This window comes from Phenylobacterium sp. (assembly GCF_036502675.1).
In the GTDB taxonomy this organism is placed as follows: Bacteria; Pseudomonadota; Alphaproteobacteria; order Caulobacterales; family Caulobacteraceae; genus Phenylobacterium.
In genome coordinates this window covers 1-15,850 of the sequence record NZ_DASXYF010000053.1, presented here as the reverse complement: position 1 = coordinate 15,850, position 15,850 = coordinate 1, and the positions used below count along the sequence as shown (strand labels likewise).

Below are 15,850 nucleotides of genomic sequence, written 5' to 3'. Positions count from 1 at the left end.
CAATGTTCCCATTATGTTCTTGTCGAGCGGCGCCGTCTCAGCTAGGCTCCCCAGGCGCGCCGCCCGCATGCCCACAGATATTGCCGTGTCATCGAGGTTGGCGCCGCCGCCGCACTGCAACCGCGCAAGGTGTTTACCGGTCAGCACCCCCGGTAAACAGCCGAAAATCGGACCATGAAGTTGATTATGCTATGATTTTATAGAACGCAGGGGGTGTTGTCCGCCACCTCGAAAACGTGTTTACCGACGTAAGCCCGGCGCCGGAGTCGGCGGAGCGACCTCCCGCCTCGCGCGGCCTGCGCCGCCGCCGCCCCGCCTTGCGCTATTTCTCCCCACGACACGGGGCCTCGACGAAGGGGCGGCCCCGCGGCAAGATCGACCACGTGGCGCAGACCCTCAGGCGGAGGAACGGATGAACATCGAGACGGTCGCCTCGCGATCCGAGCGGCTCGGCCGCGCCGAGAAGCTGGAGGCGCTCTACGCGGAGCCGGACGGCCCGTTCCCGCTGGCCCAGCCGACGCTGGAGCTGGAGCGCCTGTCGCGCAAGCAGCGCCTGGCCGCCGCCTACCGCATCTTCGCCCGCTTCCGGTTCGACATGGGCGGGGCCGGGCACATCACCGTCCGCGATCCGGAGCTCACCGACCACTTCTGGGTCAACCCTTCCGGCGTGCACTTCAGCCGGATCCGGGTGTCGGACCTGATGCTGGTCAGCCACGACGGCCGCATCGTCCACGAGCCCGCCCGCGCGCGGCCGGTGCTCAACGGTGCGGCCTTCGCCATCCACTCGCGGCTGCACGCCGCCCGGCCGGACGTGAACGCCGCCGCCCACTCCCATTCGCTGTACGGCAAGGCCTTCTCGGCCCTCGGCCGGCTGCTGGACCCGATCACCCAGGATGCCGCGGCCTTCTACCAGGACCACGCGCTGCTGCCGCGCTTCACCGGCGTGGTCTTCGACCTGGAGGAGGGCGACAAGATCGCCGAGACCCTGGGAAGCCGCCACGCGCTGATCCTGCAGAACCACGGCCTGCTCACCGTCGGCGACACCCTGGAAAGCTGCGTGTGGCGCTACATGGCGATGGAGAACGCCTGCCAGGCCCAGCTGATCGCCCAGGCCGCCGGCAAGCCCATCTCCATGCCGCACGAGGTGGCGGTGCTGACCCAGACGCAGGTCGGGACCGAGCAGGCGATGTGGGGCGGTTTCCAGCCCTATTGGCAATGGATCACCGCCGAGGAGCCGGATCTGTTCGACTAGCGGCGCGGTCGGGCCTACCGGATCGGCGGATCCCCCCGCACCTCGGTCACCAGCATCAGCAGCGCCGGGGAGGCCAGCAGCAGCAGGGCCAGGGTCAGCAGGATCGCCGGCCGGACCGCCCGGAGCGGCGCCTCGCGCCAGAGCAGCGCCGCGGCCAGCGCGATCCCCGGCCAGACGCCGTAGTAGTAGCGGGCCTGGGCCGCCGTCAGGTAGCCGTCCTCCAGCACCGCCTGCCAGCCGAACCAGAGGTGCAGCGCGAGCGTCGGCGGCAGCGCCAGGCCGAAACCCAGGGCGACGATCCAGGGCGCCGTCAGCGGCTCGCCGGCCCGCGCCCGGCGCGCGGCGAGGACCACGGTCAGGCCGAGGATCGCCAGCACGCCCGCGAGGCCGGCCATCTCCAGCGGCCTCGCCGGCTCGCGCGCCGACCAGGTGATCGCCATCTGCTGGAAGAACAGGGCCGCATAGTCGGCGAACGAGACGGCGGTCCGTTCCGCCACCGGCGTGAAGAAGTTGGTCGGGTGGAACAGCGGCCGGCCGTAGCGGGCCAGGTTTTCGAGGGTGGGAACCGCTCCGGCCCCCGCGCCCAGGGCGATGACGGCGCAGCGGGCCAGGCGCGGCCGCACGGCCATCAGCTTCAGGCGCGGCAGCTCGGCGATGGCCACGGCGAAGCCCGCCATCAGGAACACGGTGAACTTGGTCCAGCCGCAGAGGGCGAGGCCCGCCGCCAGCAGGGCGGCGTCGGCCAGCCTGCCGGTCGCATGCCAGCGCAGCAGCCCGGCGAACACCACCGCCGTGGCGAGCAGCGCCGCGTTATCGTTGCTGACGATGCCGGCCACCACGCCCATCTTCGGGAACAGCACCAGGAAGGCGGCGAACACCGCCTGTTCCCGCGGCGTGCGCAGGACCGTGAACCCCGCCCGCAGCATGATCGCCACCGCCAGGCCGGAGAGGGCGATATTGACCAGGCGCATGGCCGCGACCGAGCCCCCCAGCAGTCGGTCGAGTCCGCCGAGGGCCAGGTAGTAGGGCGAGGGGTGGTTCAGGTAGTTGGGCGCGGCCGTCCAGTGCGTCGCCCGGTCGTCGAGGGTCGGGATCGCCTCGAAATGCGGGAATAGCGCCGGCGCGTGCGCCATCCAGCGCAGGTACGAAAGATGCTGGATCTCGTCGAGGGAGGAGGGGAAGAGCGACAGGTCGGCGACCAGCGCGGCGCCCAGGACATGGAAGGCGAGGGCCGCGGCCGCGATGATGAGGCCGCCGCGCCAGGCGGCCAGCGGCTGCGCGCCTGCGCCGCGCGGGTTCGCCCGGGCGAGGAAGGTGGAGAGGTTCGCCAAGGGTCGCCGCCGGTCGGTTGCTTCAGCGCCGCCGAAGGTCGGGCGATTGCATTGAGGATTGGATAATGCGCGCCCGGTCGGACCGCGTCAGGCGAGCGCCGCCACGCCGCGGCGCAGCGTCTGGTGCGAGTCATCGGACCCGTTCAGCACGCGGTTGTAGCGCTCGACGATCCGCCAGCCCTGCGCGGTGCGGGCGAGCGTCCAGTGGTTGGCCGAGGCCCGCCAGATCCAGAACCTGTCCTCGACGCCGCCGCCGTGCAGCACGACGAAGGAGTAGGCGACGGCCTCCGCCTTATCGCCGTCGACGGTGATCCTCGGCGTGCCGGTCAGGTGCGCGGAGCCCTGTTCGGTCAGGCCAACATGGTGCGGGCCGTCGTACATGGCGGCGATCGCGTCATGGCCCTTGGTCCGGTTGCGCCCGCCCACGTCATAGACGCCGTCGGCGAGCCAGAGCTGGGCGGCCTCGCGGCTGGCGCAGCTGTCCACCGCCGGGCCGTAGGAGGTGAGCAGCCGGGTGATCTCCAGGTGGTCTTCGGCGATGCGCAGCCGCGCCTCGGTTCGCGCCAGCCGCCCCTCCAGCTCCGCAAGCCGGGTTTCGATCGTCATCGGTTCGCTCCCTGTTTTCTTCTGTCGTCGCCGGCATCAGAACATGCCGTCGACAGGGGCCGGAAGGCCTATGATGCGCCGGCGGCGTCACCGTGGCAGGGTCGGCGGCGCCGAGAGGCTTGCCTTCGGGGCTCGCGTCCCGGATAAACTGACGGTGCGTCATATCGACATTGGGGAAGGAAGCGTTTGATGACTCGGCGATCCGATGGGTTTGGTGACCGCGCATGACCCAGGTGATGAAGGGCGTCCGCATTCTGGAAGTGGCGCAGTTCACGTTCGTTCCCGCCGCCGGCGGAGTGCTGGCCGACTGGGGTGCGGACGTGCTCAAGATCGAGCACCCGACCCGCGGTGACGCGCAGCGCGGCTTGGGCGTGCTGCAGAAGATAACGCTGAACGAGCACCGCAACATGCTCATGCAGCACCCCAACCGCGGCAAGCGCAGCGTGGGCATCGACATCTATACCGACGAGGGGCGGGAGCTGCTCTATGAGCTCGCCAAGTCGTGCGACGTGTTCCTCACCAACTTCCTGCCGTCGGCGCGCCGCAAGCTGAAGATCGACGTCGAGGACATCCGCAAGCACAACCCCAGGATCATCTACGCCCGCGGCAGCGCCTTCGGCGACAAGGGGCCGGACCGGGAAAGGGGCGGCTTCGACGCCTCCGCCTTCTGGGCCCGCGGCGGCTCGGCCATGCTGGTGTCGCCACCGGAACTGGGCGGCCCGCTGCAGCAGCCGGGCCCGGCCTATGGCGACACCATCGGCGCGATGTTCATCGCCGGCGGCATCTCCGCGGCCCTGTTCCACCGCGAGCGCACCGGCGAGGCGGTGGAGATGGACGTCTCCCTGCTGTCGTCCGGGGTCTGGGCCACCGCGTGCAGCGTCGACATCGCGATGGACCTGGGCATGGCGCCGTTCAAGAGCGCCATGCCGGGACAGGAAGCCGCCGGCACCAACCCGTTCATGGGCGTCTTCCGCACCGCCGACGGCAAGTATCTGAGCATGACGGTGCTGACCCCCGGCCCCTACATCCGCGACACCTTCGAGCATATGAACCTGGCGGAGCTGGCCGACGACCCGCGCTTCAGCACCGACAAGGCGCTCATGGAGAACGCCGCCGTCGCGCGCCCGCTGCTGGTGGAGGAGATCGCCAAGCATCCGATGCAGTACTGGACCGAGCGCCTGGCGACGATGCAGGGCCAGTGGGCCCCGGTGCAGGACGTCTTCGACGTGAGCTCGGACCCGCAGGTGACCGCCAACGGCTTCATCTTCGAGGTGGAGTCGGCCGATGGCAGCGGCAGGCCGATGAGGCTGGTGGCCAACCCCGTCCAGTTCGACCACGAGCCGGTGCAGAACACCCGCGCGCCGGAGGCCTGGGAGCACACCGAGTTGGTGCTCATGGAGATGGGCGTCGAGTGGGAGCGGATCGAAGCGCTGAAGGCCAAGGGCGCCATCGCCTGAGGCGGCGCCCGGCCGCCGCGGCTCAGCCGATCCAGCGGTCGATGCAGCGGCGCATCAGGGCGGCGAGCTGGACCCGGTTGGGCTGGATACGCTTGGCCGGGCCGGCCAGGCCCAGCACCAGGCGGACTCCGGCCGGGGGCGTCGGCAGCGCCATGGCGATCGAGCGATTGGCGTCGTCCACGCTGATCCCGCCGAAGGCGTAACCCGTCTCGCGGATGCGCTGCACGCCTGCCAGGAGCGTGGGCGCCTCGGCGGCCGGGATGCGCGCGCGTTCGATCAGCCCGCCGATCTCGGCGTCGCTCAGGCCCGCCAGGCACGCCCCGCCGATCGCCGTGCCGAACAGCGGGGCCCTTAGCCCACGCTCGGCCGTCAGGCAGTCGCCGCGCGGCTCCACCGTGTCGAGGATCTGCATGAACAGGTCGTTGCGGGTGGACAGGGTCACCACCTCGTCCGAGCCGTCGTGCACCGCCTCCAGGACCCGGCGGATGCGGTCGTCGCCGAAGAAGCCCTCGGTCAGCCACATCCCGAAGCGGACCAGCCGGGGCGAGGGGGCGTACCGCTTGGAGCCGGCCTCGAACACCAGGTGGGCGGAATCCACCATCGTCTTCAGCAGCTGGTCGGTGGTGGAGGCGTGCAGGCCCAGCGCCTGGGCGATGTCCACCGCCCTGAGCGGCCGCCTGACCGAGCCGAACAGCTCCAGGACGTCCAGCGCGCGGGTGGCGGAGCGCGAGAGGCTGCGCCGGTCCCCGGGCCTGCGGACGCGGCTCGCCGGCGGCAGGTGGATGGACTGCCCGCGCCCAACGATGTTGTGACTGAACATGCAGCCTCCCTCTCTAGGCGTGCGCCCCGGCGCGGAAGGGGAGGGTGTCGGCGCCGCGGACGTTGCTCAGCACCTTGCGGCCGGCGAGGTCGGGGAAGGCCTGGAAGTCGGGGAAGCGCATGAACAGTTCCTCGAAGGCGACGCGGATCTCCAGCCGGGCCAGGTGGATGCCCAGGCAGCGGTGGATGCCGTAGCCGAAGTAGACCGAGATCATGTCGTTGTCGCGGGTGACGTCGAAGACATCCGGGTTCTCGAACCGCCGCTCGTCACGGGTGGCCGCGCCGGTCAGCAGCATTGTGCGCATGCCGGCGGGAATGGTCTTGCCGTGCAGCTCGACGTCGCGGGTGGTGGTGCGGCCCTGCAGCTGGGAGGGCGGGTCGAAGCGCAGGATCTCCTCCACCGCGTTGGGGATCAGCGAACGGTCCTGCAGCACTTTCTCCTTCTCGGACGGGAAGCGGGCGAAAGCCATGGCGCCGTTGGGAATGGCCTTGGCCACCGTCTCGTGGCCCGCGATGGCCAGTTCCACGAACCGCAGGACGAGCTCGTCGTCGGTGAGCTTGCGCACGACGCCCTGGTCGTCCTCCAGCTCCGTCTCCATCAACAGGGTGATCACGTCGTCCCGCGGCGTGGCGCGGCGGCGTCGGATCAGCTCGGCGTAGGTGCGGTCGCTGGCGATCTTCGCCTCGTAGATCTCGCGGGGGTCCACGTGGCCCCGCAGCAGGGCCACGTTGGCGAAATGGTGGATGTCGGCCCGGAACTCCTCCGGGATGCCGATCAGCTCGCTGATGACGTTCAGCGGCAGCTGCACGGCGAAGTCCTTGACGAAATCGAACTCCTCCTTCTGCGCCGCCTTCTCGATGAGCTCGACGCAGAGGGCGCGGACGAAGTCCTCCATGCCGCTCATCCGCTCGCGGGTGAACACCTTGGTCACCAGGTTCTTGTGCCAGCGGTGCTCGGGCAGGTCCTTCGTGATCAGGCTCGACGGGCCCGGCGGGGCGGGTTCGATGGTGACGCCGTTGGCGCTGGAATAGGTCTCGGCGTCGCGGTGGGCCTCGACCACGTCGGCGTAGCGCGAGATCGCCCAGAAGTTCAGGCCCTCGTGGAAGTATACGGGAGCCTCGTCGCGCAGGCGCTTGTAGATGGGATAGGGGTCGGTCGCGAATTCGAGGGAGTAGGGGTCGAAGTTCACCGCGCTGGCTTCCTTGCTGAGATGGTCCGGAGGGCGCCCAGGGGACCGCCCGAGGCGGGGGCCCCGGGCGCCCTCGAACGACCTTAGGCCAAAAATCCCGCGGCGCGCCATGCGAGCCTGAAAATCGGCATTGGAGCCTTGGCCAGCGGGTGATGGACCTGCGGGGCCGAGGGCCTCAACGGTCGGCGTCGACCATCCGCCAGGGATGGGTGAGGTCGTCCAGTCGTTGCTTCAGGTCGGCGGGCAGGGGGCCTTGCTCGGCTGCGGCCAGGCTGTCGGCGAGCTGCTCGGGGCGGCTGGCGCCCACGATCGGCGAGGTGACCGCGGTGTTGGAGAGCACCCAGCGAACCGCCAGGGTCGCCAGGCTGACGCCCGCCTCCGCCGCCACGCCGCGCAGCGCTTCGATCCCGTCGAAGTCCTGGTCGTTCCAGTAGCGCCCCTGGTAGACCTTCGCCGCATTGCCCAGGGTGAAGCGTCCGGGCGGCGGCGGGGCCCGGCGGTCGTGCTTGCCGGTCAGGAAGCCGCCCGCCAGCGGATTGTAGGGGATCACCGCGATCCCCTCCTCCTCGCACATGGGCAGCAGTTCGCGCTCGACGGTGCGGAACAGCAGGTTGTAGCGCGGCTGGACGCTGTCGATGCGGACCAGGTTCTTCAGCTCGCTGCGGCCCAGCGCCCGGGCGACCTGGTAGGCCGGCCAGTTGGAGACGCCCACGTAGCGCGCCTTGCCGGATCGAACGACCGCATCCAGGGCTTCCAGCGCCTCGTCCAGCGGGACCGACGGGTCGTGGAAGTGCAGCTGGTAGAGGTCGACGTAGTCGGTCCCCAGGCGCCGCAGGGAGCCGTCGATGGCGTCCAGCACGTGCTTGCGCGAGGTCCCGCGGTCCCAGGGGTCCGGGCCCATGGGCGCAGCGCATTTGGTGGCGACGATGAAGCGCTGGCGCCGGCCCTTCAGCCAGCGGCCGACGATCTCTTCCGACTGCCCGACGGTGGTCAGGTCGCCGCCGAGGGGATAGCCGTCGGCGGTGTCGAGGAAGGTGATCCCGCCCTGGGCCGAGGCGTCGAGGATCGACACGCTGGTGGCCTCGTCGCACTGCAGGCCGAAGGTCATGGTCCCCAGGCAGAGCTTGGAGACGTGCAGGCCGGTGCGGCCGAACTTCGTGGTCTGCATGGCTCGCTCCATCCGCCGGCGCCCGGCACAGGCGCCCGCGCCCGGACAGGATCGCCCGGCCACCGAGACGGTGCAATCGCCCGTGGCGGCCGGTCGCGCCGGATCCTAGTCCAGCCGCACCGGCACGGCGCTCATGCCGCGCTGGTCCACGCCGCCGATCAGCTCGGGCGGCGTCGCGTCGGGGTCCAGGCGCATGTTCGGGAAATTGTCGAACAGGGCGTTGAGGGCGACGGTCATCTCCGCGGTCGCCACGTGCATGCCCAGGCACTGGTGGGCGCCCAGGGTGAAGCCGAGGTGCGACTGGTAAGGCCGGTGCAGGTCGTAGACCTCCGGGTTCTCCCAGCGCGCGGCGTCGCGGTTCGCCGCACCCAGGCAGATGTCCAGGACGACGCCGGCCGGGAGGTGGTGGCCGTCCAGGGTGGTGTCGGCCGTGACCAGGCGGGAGAACACCGGGTCGGTGGGGTTCCAGCGGACGGACTCGTGGATCGCCGCCCCGATCAGGCTGCGGTCGGCCTTCACCGTCTCAAACTGCGCGGGGTGGGTCATCAGCGCCCAGAGGGTGATGCCCAGCTGACGCCAGGTCGTGCCGCCGCCGGCCAGGATGATCAGCCGGCAGTTGGCCATGATCTCCTGATCCGTCAGCGGCCGGCGCGAGCCGTCGGCCAGCTCCAGGTCGGTGGCCAGGAGGCCCGAGACCACGTCGTCGCCGGGCTCTGCCCGCCGCCTGGCGATCAGCTCGAACAGCATCCGCTCGACGTCGGCGGCGCCCTGCCCCTGCTCCTGCGGCGTGACGCGGTTGACGCCGATCATCTTCAGGAGCGCCTGGCGGAAGCTCAATGCGTCCTCGCCGTCGATCCCGATCCCCCGGGTGACGGTATGCACCGGCATGCGGGCGCAGAACTGCAGGTTCAGCTCCGCGTGGCTCCGTCCCCTCAGGCTTGCGACGAGCGAAGCCACGATCTCGTCGATCCAGCGTTCGCGCCACCAGCGCATCGCCTTGGGCTTGATGAACATCGGCTGCAGGGTGGCGCGGTAGCGCCGGTGCTCGGAGCCGACCATCTCGATGATGGTCCTGCCCAGCGCCTGGATGCCCGGAAGCTCGAGATAAAGCTGCGAGGAGAAGGTCTCGTTGTCGCGAAACGCCTGGCTGCAGGCGTCGTAGGACAGGCAGGTGTAGGCCTCGCGCGGCTTGGAATAGCGCCGCTCGTGGGACAGGGGCAGCTTCAGGAGCGAGCGCAGCGAGCCCTTCCGCACCGCCCCCTGCTCGCGCAGGATGCGGAACTCTTCGTTCATGTCGGACTCGACGAGGTTGCCCAGTTCGAGCGCCTCGGTCCGCACGTCGAACATCTCGTTATATCGGGGATCGTCGGCGGTGAGTATGTCGGCCACGGCTTCCTCGGATGTTGCGGCGTCAGTTCTCAGCCACCGCCCGCGAGCACCTTGTTCGATTTGGCTACCTCTTGTTCGAAATACCGTCAAGTCGTTCGCCGCCGGCGGGTGCCCCGTGGGTTGGCGACGACCTGCTCGCGGCCGAAGCTGGCGGCGTCCGCGAACTCTGTCGTTTCCTCCTGCCTCGGTGCGGATTTGGCGTCTCGCCGGCAACGTTCCGCGGGTAGAGAGAACGGTTGAACCAGCCGCAAGATACGGCTACGACACAATCATTCGAAATGGCGAACGGTATATGACCCGTCTTTCTCCAGCGGTCGGACGGATCGTGTCCGTCCTGAACTTCTTCGCGGAACACCCGCAACAGGCGTTCACCTTGACGCAGATCGTCAAGTCGCTGCGCCTGAGCCGGGCGACCTGCCACGCCTTGCTGGCGGGCCTGGTGGAGGGGAACTACCTCTACCGGAACGCGGACAAGAGCTATGTCCTTGGCCCGGCGCTGCTGGCTCTGGCCCGCAACGCCCAGGCGCACTTCTCGCCCCTCGACGTGGCGCGCCAGGAACTGCGCCGGCTGGCCGACGAACTGGACGTCGTGGCCGTCGCCCTGTTCGTCGACCGCGACGAGGTCGTGGCTCGCGAACGCGCCGCCTCGCTGACCCACCTGGGCTGGGCGCAGCCGCCCGGGCAGCGCCATCCCATGCACCCCTGGGGCGCGGTCTTCCTGACGCCTCTGCCGGATGCGGAGGTGGAGGAGGCGTTCGACAGGGCGAACCCGCCGCTGATCGAGGCCGATCGTGAGGACGAGCGCCGGCAGATCGCCTTCGGCCGCAGCCACGGCTACCTGTTCGCCGTCCACCGGTCCGGTCAGGTCCAGGTCTGGCACGGGGCCAGCCAGGACACCAACAAGGGCGGACGGGTCATCACCCTCTTGGAGCCCGAGGCGTCGTACGCCCTGCAGTTCCTGGTGGGGCCGGTGATGAACGAGCGCGGCCGGGTGGCCTTCGCCATCGCGCTCTACGGCTTCGGCCGGATGTACAGCGGCGTGGAGGTGGCCGAGGTCGGCCAGCGGCTGGTCGAGGTCTGCCGGCGGATCACCACCTTCATCGCCGGCAAGCAGGGATCGGCCGGGCTCTGAACGGCTGCGGCGGCGGCGCGCGAAAATCTGATTTTCCGATAATATGCCGATTTCTTTGAATATTACGCTTGCGCCTTGACCGCGCCGGCTCGGGTTTCCTACAATCTGTAGAATTGAAATTCGCAATATGGAATAGGTGATCTGTGGCTGCAGCGGCGGAAGCGACGGCGGCGCGGTCCGCGCCTCGGCTGTTCATCGGCGGTGAAAGCGTCGCAGGCGAGGGCGAGAGCTTCGCCGTGGTCAATCCCGGGACCGAGGAGACCGTGGCCGAGGTGGCCGGCGCGTCGGCGGGCCAGGTGGAGCAGGCGATCAAGGCCGCGCGCCGGGCCTATGACACGGGAAGCTGGAGCGGCCTGCCGGCGGCCCAGCGCGGCGAGGCGCTCCGCCGGCTCATGGCCTACCTCGCCTCGCGGCGGGAATGGCTGATCGACCTCTCGGCGCGCGAAGCCGGCTGCCCGGTCGGCTCGATGGTGATGTTCGCCCAGGTGCATGCGCCGCTGCAGAATGGTCTCGACGTAATAGATCTTTTCCAGAAACTCCCGGAATTCGAGGAGAATCCGTTGCCGTTCGCCGAGCGGACCACCGCGCGCGGCGGGGTGCTGCAAAGTCTGCGCCGCCACATGCCGGTTGGCGTGGTGGCCGCCATCTCGGCTTATAACTATCCGTTCTACACCAACCTTTGGAAGGTGCTGCCGGCGCTGATGGCCGGCAATACGGTGATCCTGCGGCCCAGTCCCCTGACGCCCCTGGCGGCCCTGATATTCGGCGAGGCGGCGCAGGCCGCAGGCCTGCCGGCCGGCGTGCTCAACGTGGTGGCGGAGGCGGGCGCGGAGGGCGCCGTCACCCTGTCGACCCACAGGGACGTGGACATGGTGGCCTTCACCGGCTCCACCTCCGTCGGCAAGCAGGTGATGGTGCAGGCCTCGGCCACCATGAAGCGTTTGCAATTGGAGCTCGGCGGCAAGTCGGCGCAGATCTACCTGCCCGACAGCCTGGCTGGGGTCGGCGGCGCGGCGGCGCAGGTCTGCTTCGCCCATGCCGGCCAGGGCTGCGCGCTCGGCACCCGCATCTTCGTGCCCGAGGCCGAGAAGGCTGCGGCGATGCAGGCGATGGCCGCGGCCTTCGCCCAGGTGGTGATCGGCGATCCCTCCGATCCCCGGACGACGCTGGGGCCGGTGATCAGCGCCGCCCAGCGCGAGCGCTGCGCCCGCTACGTGGCGCTGGCCGTCGAGGCGGGCGCCCGGGTGGTCTGCGGCGGCCGCGCGCCGCCCGCGCCCGCCAGGGGCTTCTACTTCGAGCCCACCATCCTCGACACGCCGGACAACGCCAATCCCGCCGCCCAGGAGGAGATCTTCGGCCCGGTGGTCAGCGTCATCGGATATCGCGACATCGATCACGCGGTGAAGATGGCCAACGATAGCGTCTACGGCCTGTCGGGCTATGTCTACGGCAAGGACGTGAAGCAGGCGGTCGCCGTCGCCTCGCGCCTCCGCACCGGCACCGTCAACGTCAACGGGGGGGCGTTCAGCGCCTACGCATCGTCCGGCGGCTGGGGGTCCAGCGGCGTGGGGCGCGAGCGGGGGGTCGAGGGGCTGCGCGTCTACCAGCAGATCCAGGGCATGAACATCCAGGCGGGCTGACCGCCCGCATACAGCGACGGCGAAGCGAGGGGAGACCATGGCGGCCAACGTCCCAAGCACATTGGAGCAGGCGCTAGACCCGGCCTGGCTCACCGAAGCCCTGACCCCGGTCACGGGCGGCGCGCGCGTCACGGCGGTCGAGACGGTCGAGGTGCTACGCAAGACGGCCACCAAGGTCCGCTTCACCGCGGCCTTCGAGGGCGCCAGGGGCGGGGCGGAGGCCTTCTGCCTCAAGGCGTTCCTGGACGCCGATGCGGATACTGCGCGGGCCGCCCCCAGCTCGGTCAGGGAAGCGGATTTCTACGCCCGGTTGGCGCCGAAGCTGTCCGTGCGGCTGCCGGCCTGCGTCTCGACCTTCGTCGATCGGGAAGCCGCCCTCGGCGTCGTGATCATGCGCGACCTCATCGCCGAGGGCGCCTATTTCTGCACCGCGCTGGAGGCCTTCGACGCGAATCAGGCGGCCGACAGCCTGGAGCAGCTCGCGCGCCTGCATCTCAGCCACACGACGCCGGCGGAGTTCGCGGCGCTGCCGTGGGTGCAGCGCCAGCTGGCGTCGCTCGCCGTCAGCGAATACGTCAGCGCCGAGATGCTGCAGGCGATGATGGACGGCCCGCGGGGGGAGGGGCTGCCGGCGCGCACCCGCGACACGGCGCTGCTGCGCCGGGGCCTGCAGGCGCTGTCCGCCCAGGATGCGGAGCGGCCGCACGTGCTGATCCACGGCGACTGTCACGCCGGCAACATCTTCCGGACGTCGGAAGGCGCGGGCCTGATCGACTGGCAGCTGCTGCAGCGGGGAAGCTGGGCGCTGGACGTGGCCTATCACATCGCCGCCGTGCTTTCCGTGGAGACGGCGGAGCGGGAGGAGCGCGCGCTCGTCGGCCACTACCTGGACACCGTCCGCCGCCTCGGCGGTGCGACGCCGGACGCCGAGGAAGCCTGGACCCAGTACCGGATGTCGGCGGTCTACGGCTTCTACCTGTGGGCCATCACCCGCCGCGTGGAGCCGCCGATCATCAACGTGTTCGTCAACCGCCTGGGCTGCTCGGTCACCCGGCACGACAGCTACCGCTTGCTGGGGCTCTGAGCCGGGCGCCGCCTCCGGCGTATCGCCCCGGCGGCGCCCGTCGTATGATTCCGGTCCTCAGAGCGCGCGGCGAGGGGGCCCCCATGACCGACACCGTCGACATCCGCCTGCGGAGGCTCGAGGCGGCGGACAGCGGCCGCGTGCTGGCCTGGCGCAACCTGCCGGAGATCCGCCGCTGGATGTACACCGACCACCTGATCTCCCAGCCGGAGCACGACCGCTGGTTCGCGGGCGCCCTGGTGGACGGGAGCTGCTGCTACTGGATCGTCGAACTGGACAGGCGCCCCGTGGGCCTGGCGAACCTGGCGGACGTCTCGCCGGCGCAGAAGCGGGCGACCTGGGCCTACTACCTGGCCGACCCCGCCGTCCGTGGGCGTGGAGTGGGCGCCTACATCGAGTTCTTCGTGCTGGAACACGTCTTCACCACCCTGGGCCTCAACAAGCTCTGGTGCGAGGTGCTGGTCGAGAACGAGGCGGTGTGGAAGCTGCACCAGGCCTTCGGCTTCCAGCGCGAGGCGCTGTTGCGCCAGCACGCCTGGAAGGACGGCGTCCCTTGCGACGTGGTGGGCCTGGGCCTGCTGGCCGCCGAGTGGGCGGCCGTCCGCGAGGACAGCCGCCAGCGGCTGCAGGCCCGCGGGCTGCCGGCCTAGAGCGGGTTGAAATTGGGTTGATCCGCCTCCGCTCACCCCGGCGAAGGCCCATAGGCGGTAACTCAAGGGCGACGGCGCCTGTTCCTCCCCTGTCCCGAAGAGGACGGGGGAGGGGACCGCCCGCCGAAGAGCGGGTGGTGGAGGGGGCGTAGACTTGGCGCAGTGCGTCGGTTCGCCCCCACCGTCACGCCCTCGGAGTTTATCCTCGGGCCGGCCGCCGCCGGACCCGGTGGCCGGGGTGACCGGGTTTTAAGCCGGCGATTCCGCCTGAAATCATTGTGCTCTAGGACTGGACGGCGTGCCCGGTGGCGGCGGCGACGTCGCCGGGCCGGCGCAGCATCTTGTCCACCTCGCCGGCGTGGGTCTCCTCGGCGAACACCATCTGCCGGGCGAATTCTTCGAGCAGCACGGAGCGGCCTTCGGCCAGGGTCAGCAACTCGCGGTACAGGCCGAGCGCCGCCTTCTCCGCCGCCAGGGATTCGCGCAACATGGTCGCGATGTCGGTCTCGTTGCTGTCCAGCAGCGGTCCGATGCCCAGGGACGGGTAGGCGCCGAAGTGGGTGATCATCTCCCCCGTCTGCTGGGCGTGCGTCAGGGATTCCGCCGCCTGGCCGCGCAGCCAGGATACGATGGGGATGCGGCTGTGGCCGAAGACCATGAAAGAGTAGTGGGTGTAGCGCACCACGCCCGCCAGCTCCTGCTCCAGGATGCGATTCAACAGCGAGATTGCTCGGGTGGTTTCGTCGGGGCTCATCGGATGCTCCCGTGCTTTCCCCGACACGGCCACGCTGCGCCTGGAACGCTCCCCGCGCAATCGCCGATTTTCGCCCCGCCGGAGGGGTCAGGCCGCGTCGACCAGCACCACCTCGCTGTCCTCCAGCGCGGTCACCCGCAGCACCTCGACGTCACGGATCGCCACCCCGTCGCGCGCCTTCACCGCCTGGCCTTCGATCTCCACCGCCCCCGTGGCCGGCACCAGGTAGCCGCGCCGTTCCTTGCCCAGCGGGTACTCGACCGTCTGGCCGGCCTCGATGGTCGCGCCGGCCACGCGGGCGTCGGTGCGGATCGGCAGGGCTTCGTGGTCGTCCTCGTAGCCTGACGCCAGGGTGACGAACCTGCCCGAGCGGTCGCCCTTGGGGAAGGGCCTGGCTCCCCAGCTCGGCCGCTCGCCGATGCGGGTGGGCGTGATCCAGATCTGGAACAGCGTCGTGGGCTCGTTTTCCAGGTTGTATTCCGAATGCGCGATCCCGGAGCCCGCCGACATCACCTGCACGTCGCCCGCTTCGGTGCGCCCATGGTTGCCCAGGCTGTCCTGGTGGGTGATCGCGCCCTTCCGCACATAGGTGATGATCTCCATGTCGCGGTGCGGGTGGGTCGGGAAGCCCGACCTGGGCGCGATGGTGTCGTCGTTCCAGACCCTGAGGCGGCCCCAGCTGGTCCGGGCGGGGTCGGAATACTCGGCGAACGAGAAGTGGTGGTGCGCGTCCAGCCAGCCGTAGTTGGCCGCGCCAAGGGTTGCAAAGGGTCGGACTTCGATCATCGGGCCTGTCTCCGGTTACGGCCGCAACGGGCCGTAGTCGGGATGAAAGATAGGCGGCCTGGCCCGCCAAAAAATAGCGACTCCGGAAAACCGTCCGTGAAGGATCTTCAGGCCGGCGCGGCCCGCCGAAAAAGATCGACCCCCCCGGACAGGTCCGGAGGGGTCGAGACGCGTGGTCGGACCGGAGGCCGCGGGGACCCGCGGCCATGGGTCAGAAGTCGTACTTCAGGCGCACGCCGTACATCGTCGGCTCGCCGATCACCCGGGTGACGAAGCCCAGGGTGACCGAGCCGGCGTAGATGCCCTGGGTGAAGTCCTGGTTGCCCAGGTTGGTGCCGAACAGCGCGCCGGAGACCCGGCTGCCCATGATGTGGTCCCAGTCGATGCTGGCGGACAGCAGGCCGTAGCCCTTCATGTAGTCCGTGCCGGGCAGCGAGTAGAGCCCGGGGGACATCGCCGTCTGGTAGACGTAGTTGGCCCCGGCGCTGAGGTCGCCGGTCTCATCGCCCTGCAGGATGTGGTAGCGCACCGAGAGGTTGTACTTGTTCTGCGGCGTATAGGCCGCGCGCAGCTTGAGCGCGCTGTTGCAGAC

The 15,850-nt window shown here is 69.8% G+C and carries 15 protein-coding genes; 6 read left to right on the top strand and 9 right to left on the bottom strand.

Annotated features, from left to right (window positions below):
* Positions 1-412 precede the first annotated feature (412 nt).
* Positions 413-1,252, top strand: a complete 840-nt coding sequence (locus VGL30_RS06160; protein WP_331537881.1) for a class II aldolase/adducin family protein — start codon at positions 413-415, stop codon at positions 1,250-1,252.
* Positions 1,253-1,266: 14 nt separating this feature from the next.
* On the opposite strand, the gene VGL30_RS06155 is transcribed toward VGL30_RS06160, so the two are convergent.
* Positions 1,267-2,583, bottom strand: coding sequence for a hypothetical protein (locus tag VGL30_RS06155; RefSeq protein ID WP_331537879.1), 1,317 nt, complete (start codon positions 2,581-2,583; stop codon positions 1,267-1,269).
* Between the two features lie 87 nt (positions 2,584-2,670).
* Positions 2,671-3,189 carry a nuclear transport factor 2 family protein gene (locus VGL30_RS06150; RefSeq protein ID WP_331537877.1) on the bottom strand — a complete coding sequence of 173 codons (519 nt, stop codon included), beginning with the start codon at positions 3,187-3,189 and terminating at the stop codon, positions 2,671-2,673.
* A gap of 224 nt (positions 3,190-3,413) precedes the next feature.
* Between VGL30_RS06150 and VGL30_RS06145 the strand changes: the two genes are divergently transcribed.
* Positions 3,414-4,646, top strand: a complete 1,233-nt coding sequence (locus VGL30_RS06145; RefSeq protein ID WP_331537875.1) for a CoA transferase — start codon at positions 3,414-3,416, stop codon at positions 4,644-4,646.
* 22 nt (positions 4,647-4,668) lie between these two features.
* On the opposite strand, the gene VGL30_RS06140 is transcribed toward VGL30_RS06145, so the two are convergent.
* The 4 genes from VGL30_RS06140 to VGL30_RS06125 form a co-directional block, all read right to left on the bottom strand.
* Positions 4,669-5,466 (bottom strand): IclR family transcriptional regulator, encoded by a 798-nt coding sequence (locus VGL30_RS06140; RefSeq protein WP_331537873.1) that lies wholly within the window; start codon positions 5,464-5,466, stop codon positions 4,669-4,671.
* A 13-nt stretch (positions 5,467-5,479) separates the two neighbouring features.
* Positions 5,480-6,655, bottom strand: a complete 1,176-nt coding sequence (locus tag VGL30_RS06135) for a cytochrome P450 (RefSeq protein WP_331537871.1) — start codon at positions 6,653-6,655, stop codon at positions 5,480-5,482.
* Positions 6,656-6,830: 175 nt separating this feature from the next.
* A complete protein-coding gene (locus VGL30_RS06130; protein ID WP_331537869.1) occupies positions 6,831-7,823 on the bottom strand; it encodes an aldo/keto reductase in 993 nt (330 codons plus the stop codon).
* Between the two features lie 105 nt (positions 7,824-7,928).
* Complete coding sequence (locus tag VGL30_RS06125) at positions 7,929-9,212, bottom strand: cytochrome P450 (protein ID WP_331537867.1); 1,284 nt, start codon at positions 9,210-9,212, stop codon at positions 7,929-7,931.
* Here VGL30_RS06125 and VGL30_RS06120 point away from each other — a divergent pair.
* The 4 genes from VGL30_RS06120 to pseH all read left to right on the top strand — a co-directional run bounded on the left by VGL30_RS06120 (position 9,097) and on the right by pseH (position 13,718).
* Positions 9,097-10,344: an IclR family transcriptional regulator gene (locus tag VGL30_RS06120; RefSeq protein ID WP_331537865.1), complete on the top strand. Its 1,248-nt coding sequence runs from the start codon at positions 9,097-9,099 to the stop codon at positions 10,342-10,344. The two genes, VGL30_RS06125 and VGL30_RS06120, sit on opposite strands and share 116 nt — an antisense overlap.
* 143 nt (positions 10,345-10,487) lie before the next feature.
* On the top strand, positions 10,488-11,984 hold the full coding sequence (locus tag VGL30_RS06115) for an aldehyde dehydrogenase family protein (RefSeq protein WP_331537863.1): 1,497 nt from the start codon (positions 10,488-10,490) through the stop codon (positions 11,982-11,984).
* 37 nt (positions 11,985-12,021) lie between these two features.
* Complete coding sequence (locus VGL30_RS06110) at positions 12,022-13,068, top strand: phosphotransferase (RefSeq protein WP_331537861.1); 1,047 nt, start codon at positions 12,022-12,024, stop codon at positions 13,066-13,068.
* A gap of 83 nt (positions 13,069-13,151) precedes the next feature.
* On the top strand, positions 13,152-13,718 hold the full coding sequence (pseH, locus tag VGL30_RS06105; RefSeq protein ID WP_331537859.1) for a UDP-4-amino-4,6-dideoxy-N-acetyl-beta-L-altrosamine N-acetyltransferase: 567 nt from the start codon (positions 13,152-13,154) through the stop codon (positions 13,716-13,718).
* A 283-nt stretch (positions 13,719-14,001) separates the two neighbouring features.
* Here the strand turns inward: pseH and VGL30_RS06100 are convergent, their stop codons facing one another.
* The 3 genes from VGL30_RS06100 to VGL30_RS06090 all read right to left on the bottom strand — a co-directional run.
* Complete coding sequence (locus VGL30_RS06100; protein WP_331537857.1) at positions 14,002-14,472, bottom strand: ferritin-like domain-containing protein; 471 nt, start codon at positions 14,470-14,472, stop codon at positions 14,002-14,004.
* A gap of 87 nt (positions 14,473-14,559) precedes the next feature.
* Positions 14,560-15,258: a pirin family protein gene (locus tag VGL30_RS06095; RefSeq protein ID WP_331537855.1), complete on the bottom strand. Its 699-nt coding sequence runs from the start codon at positions 15,256-15,258 to the stop codon at positions 14,560-14,562.
* 211 nt (positions 15,259-15,469) lie between these two features.
* Positions 15,470-15,850: TonB-dependent receptor (locus VGL30_RS06090; RefSeq protein WP_331537853.1), on the bottom strand; the 381-nt coding region annotated here is incomplete at its 5' end.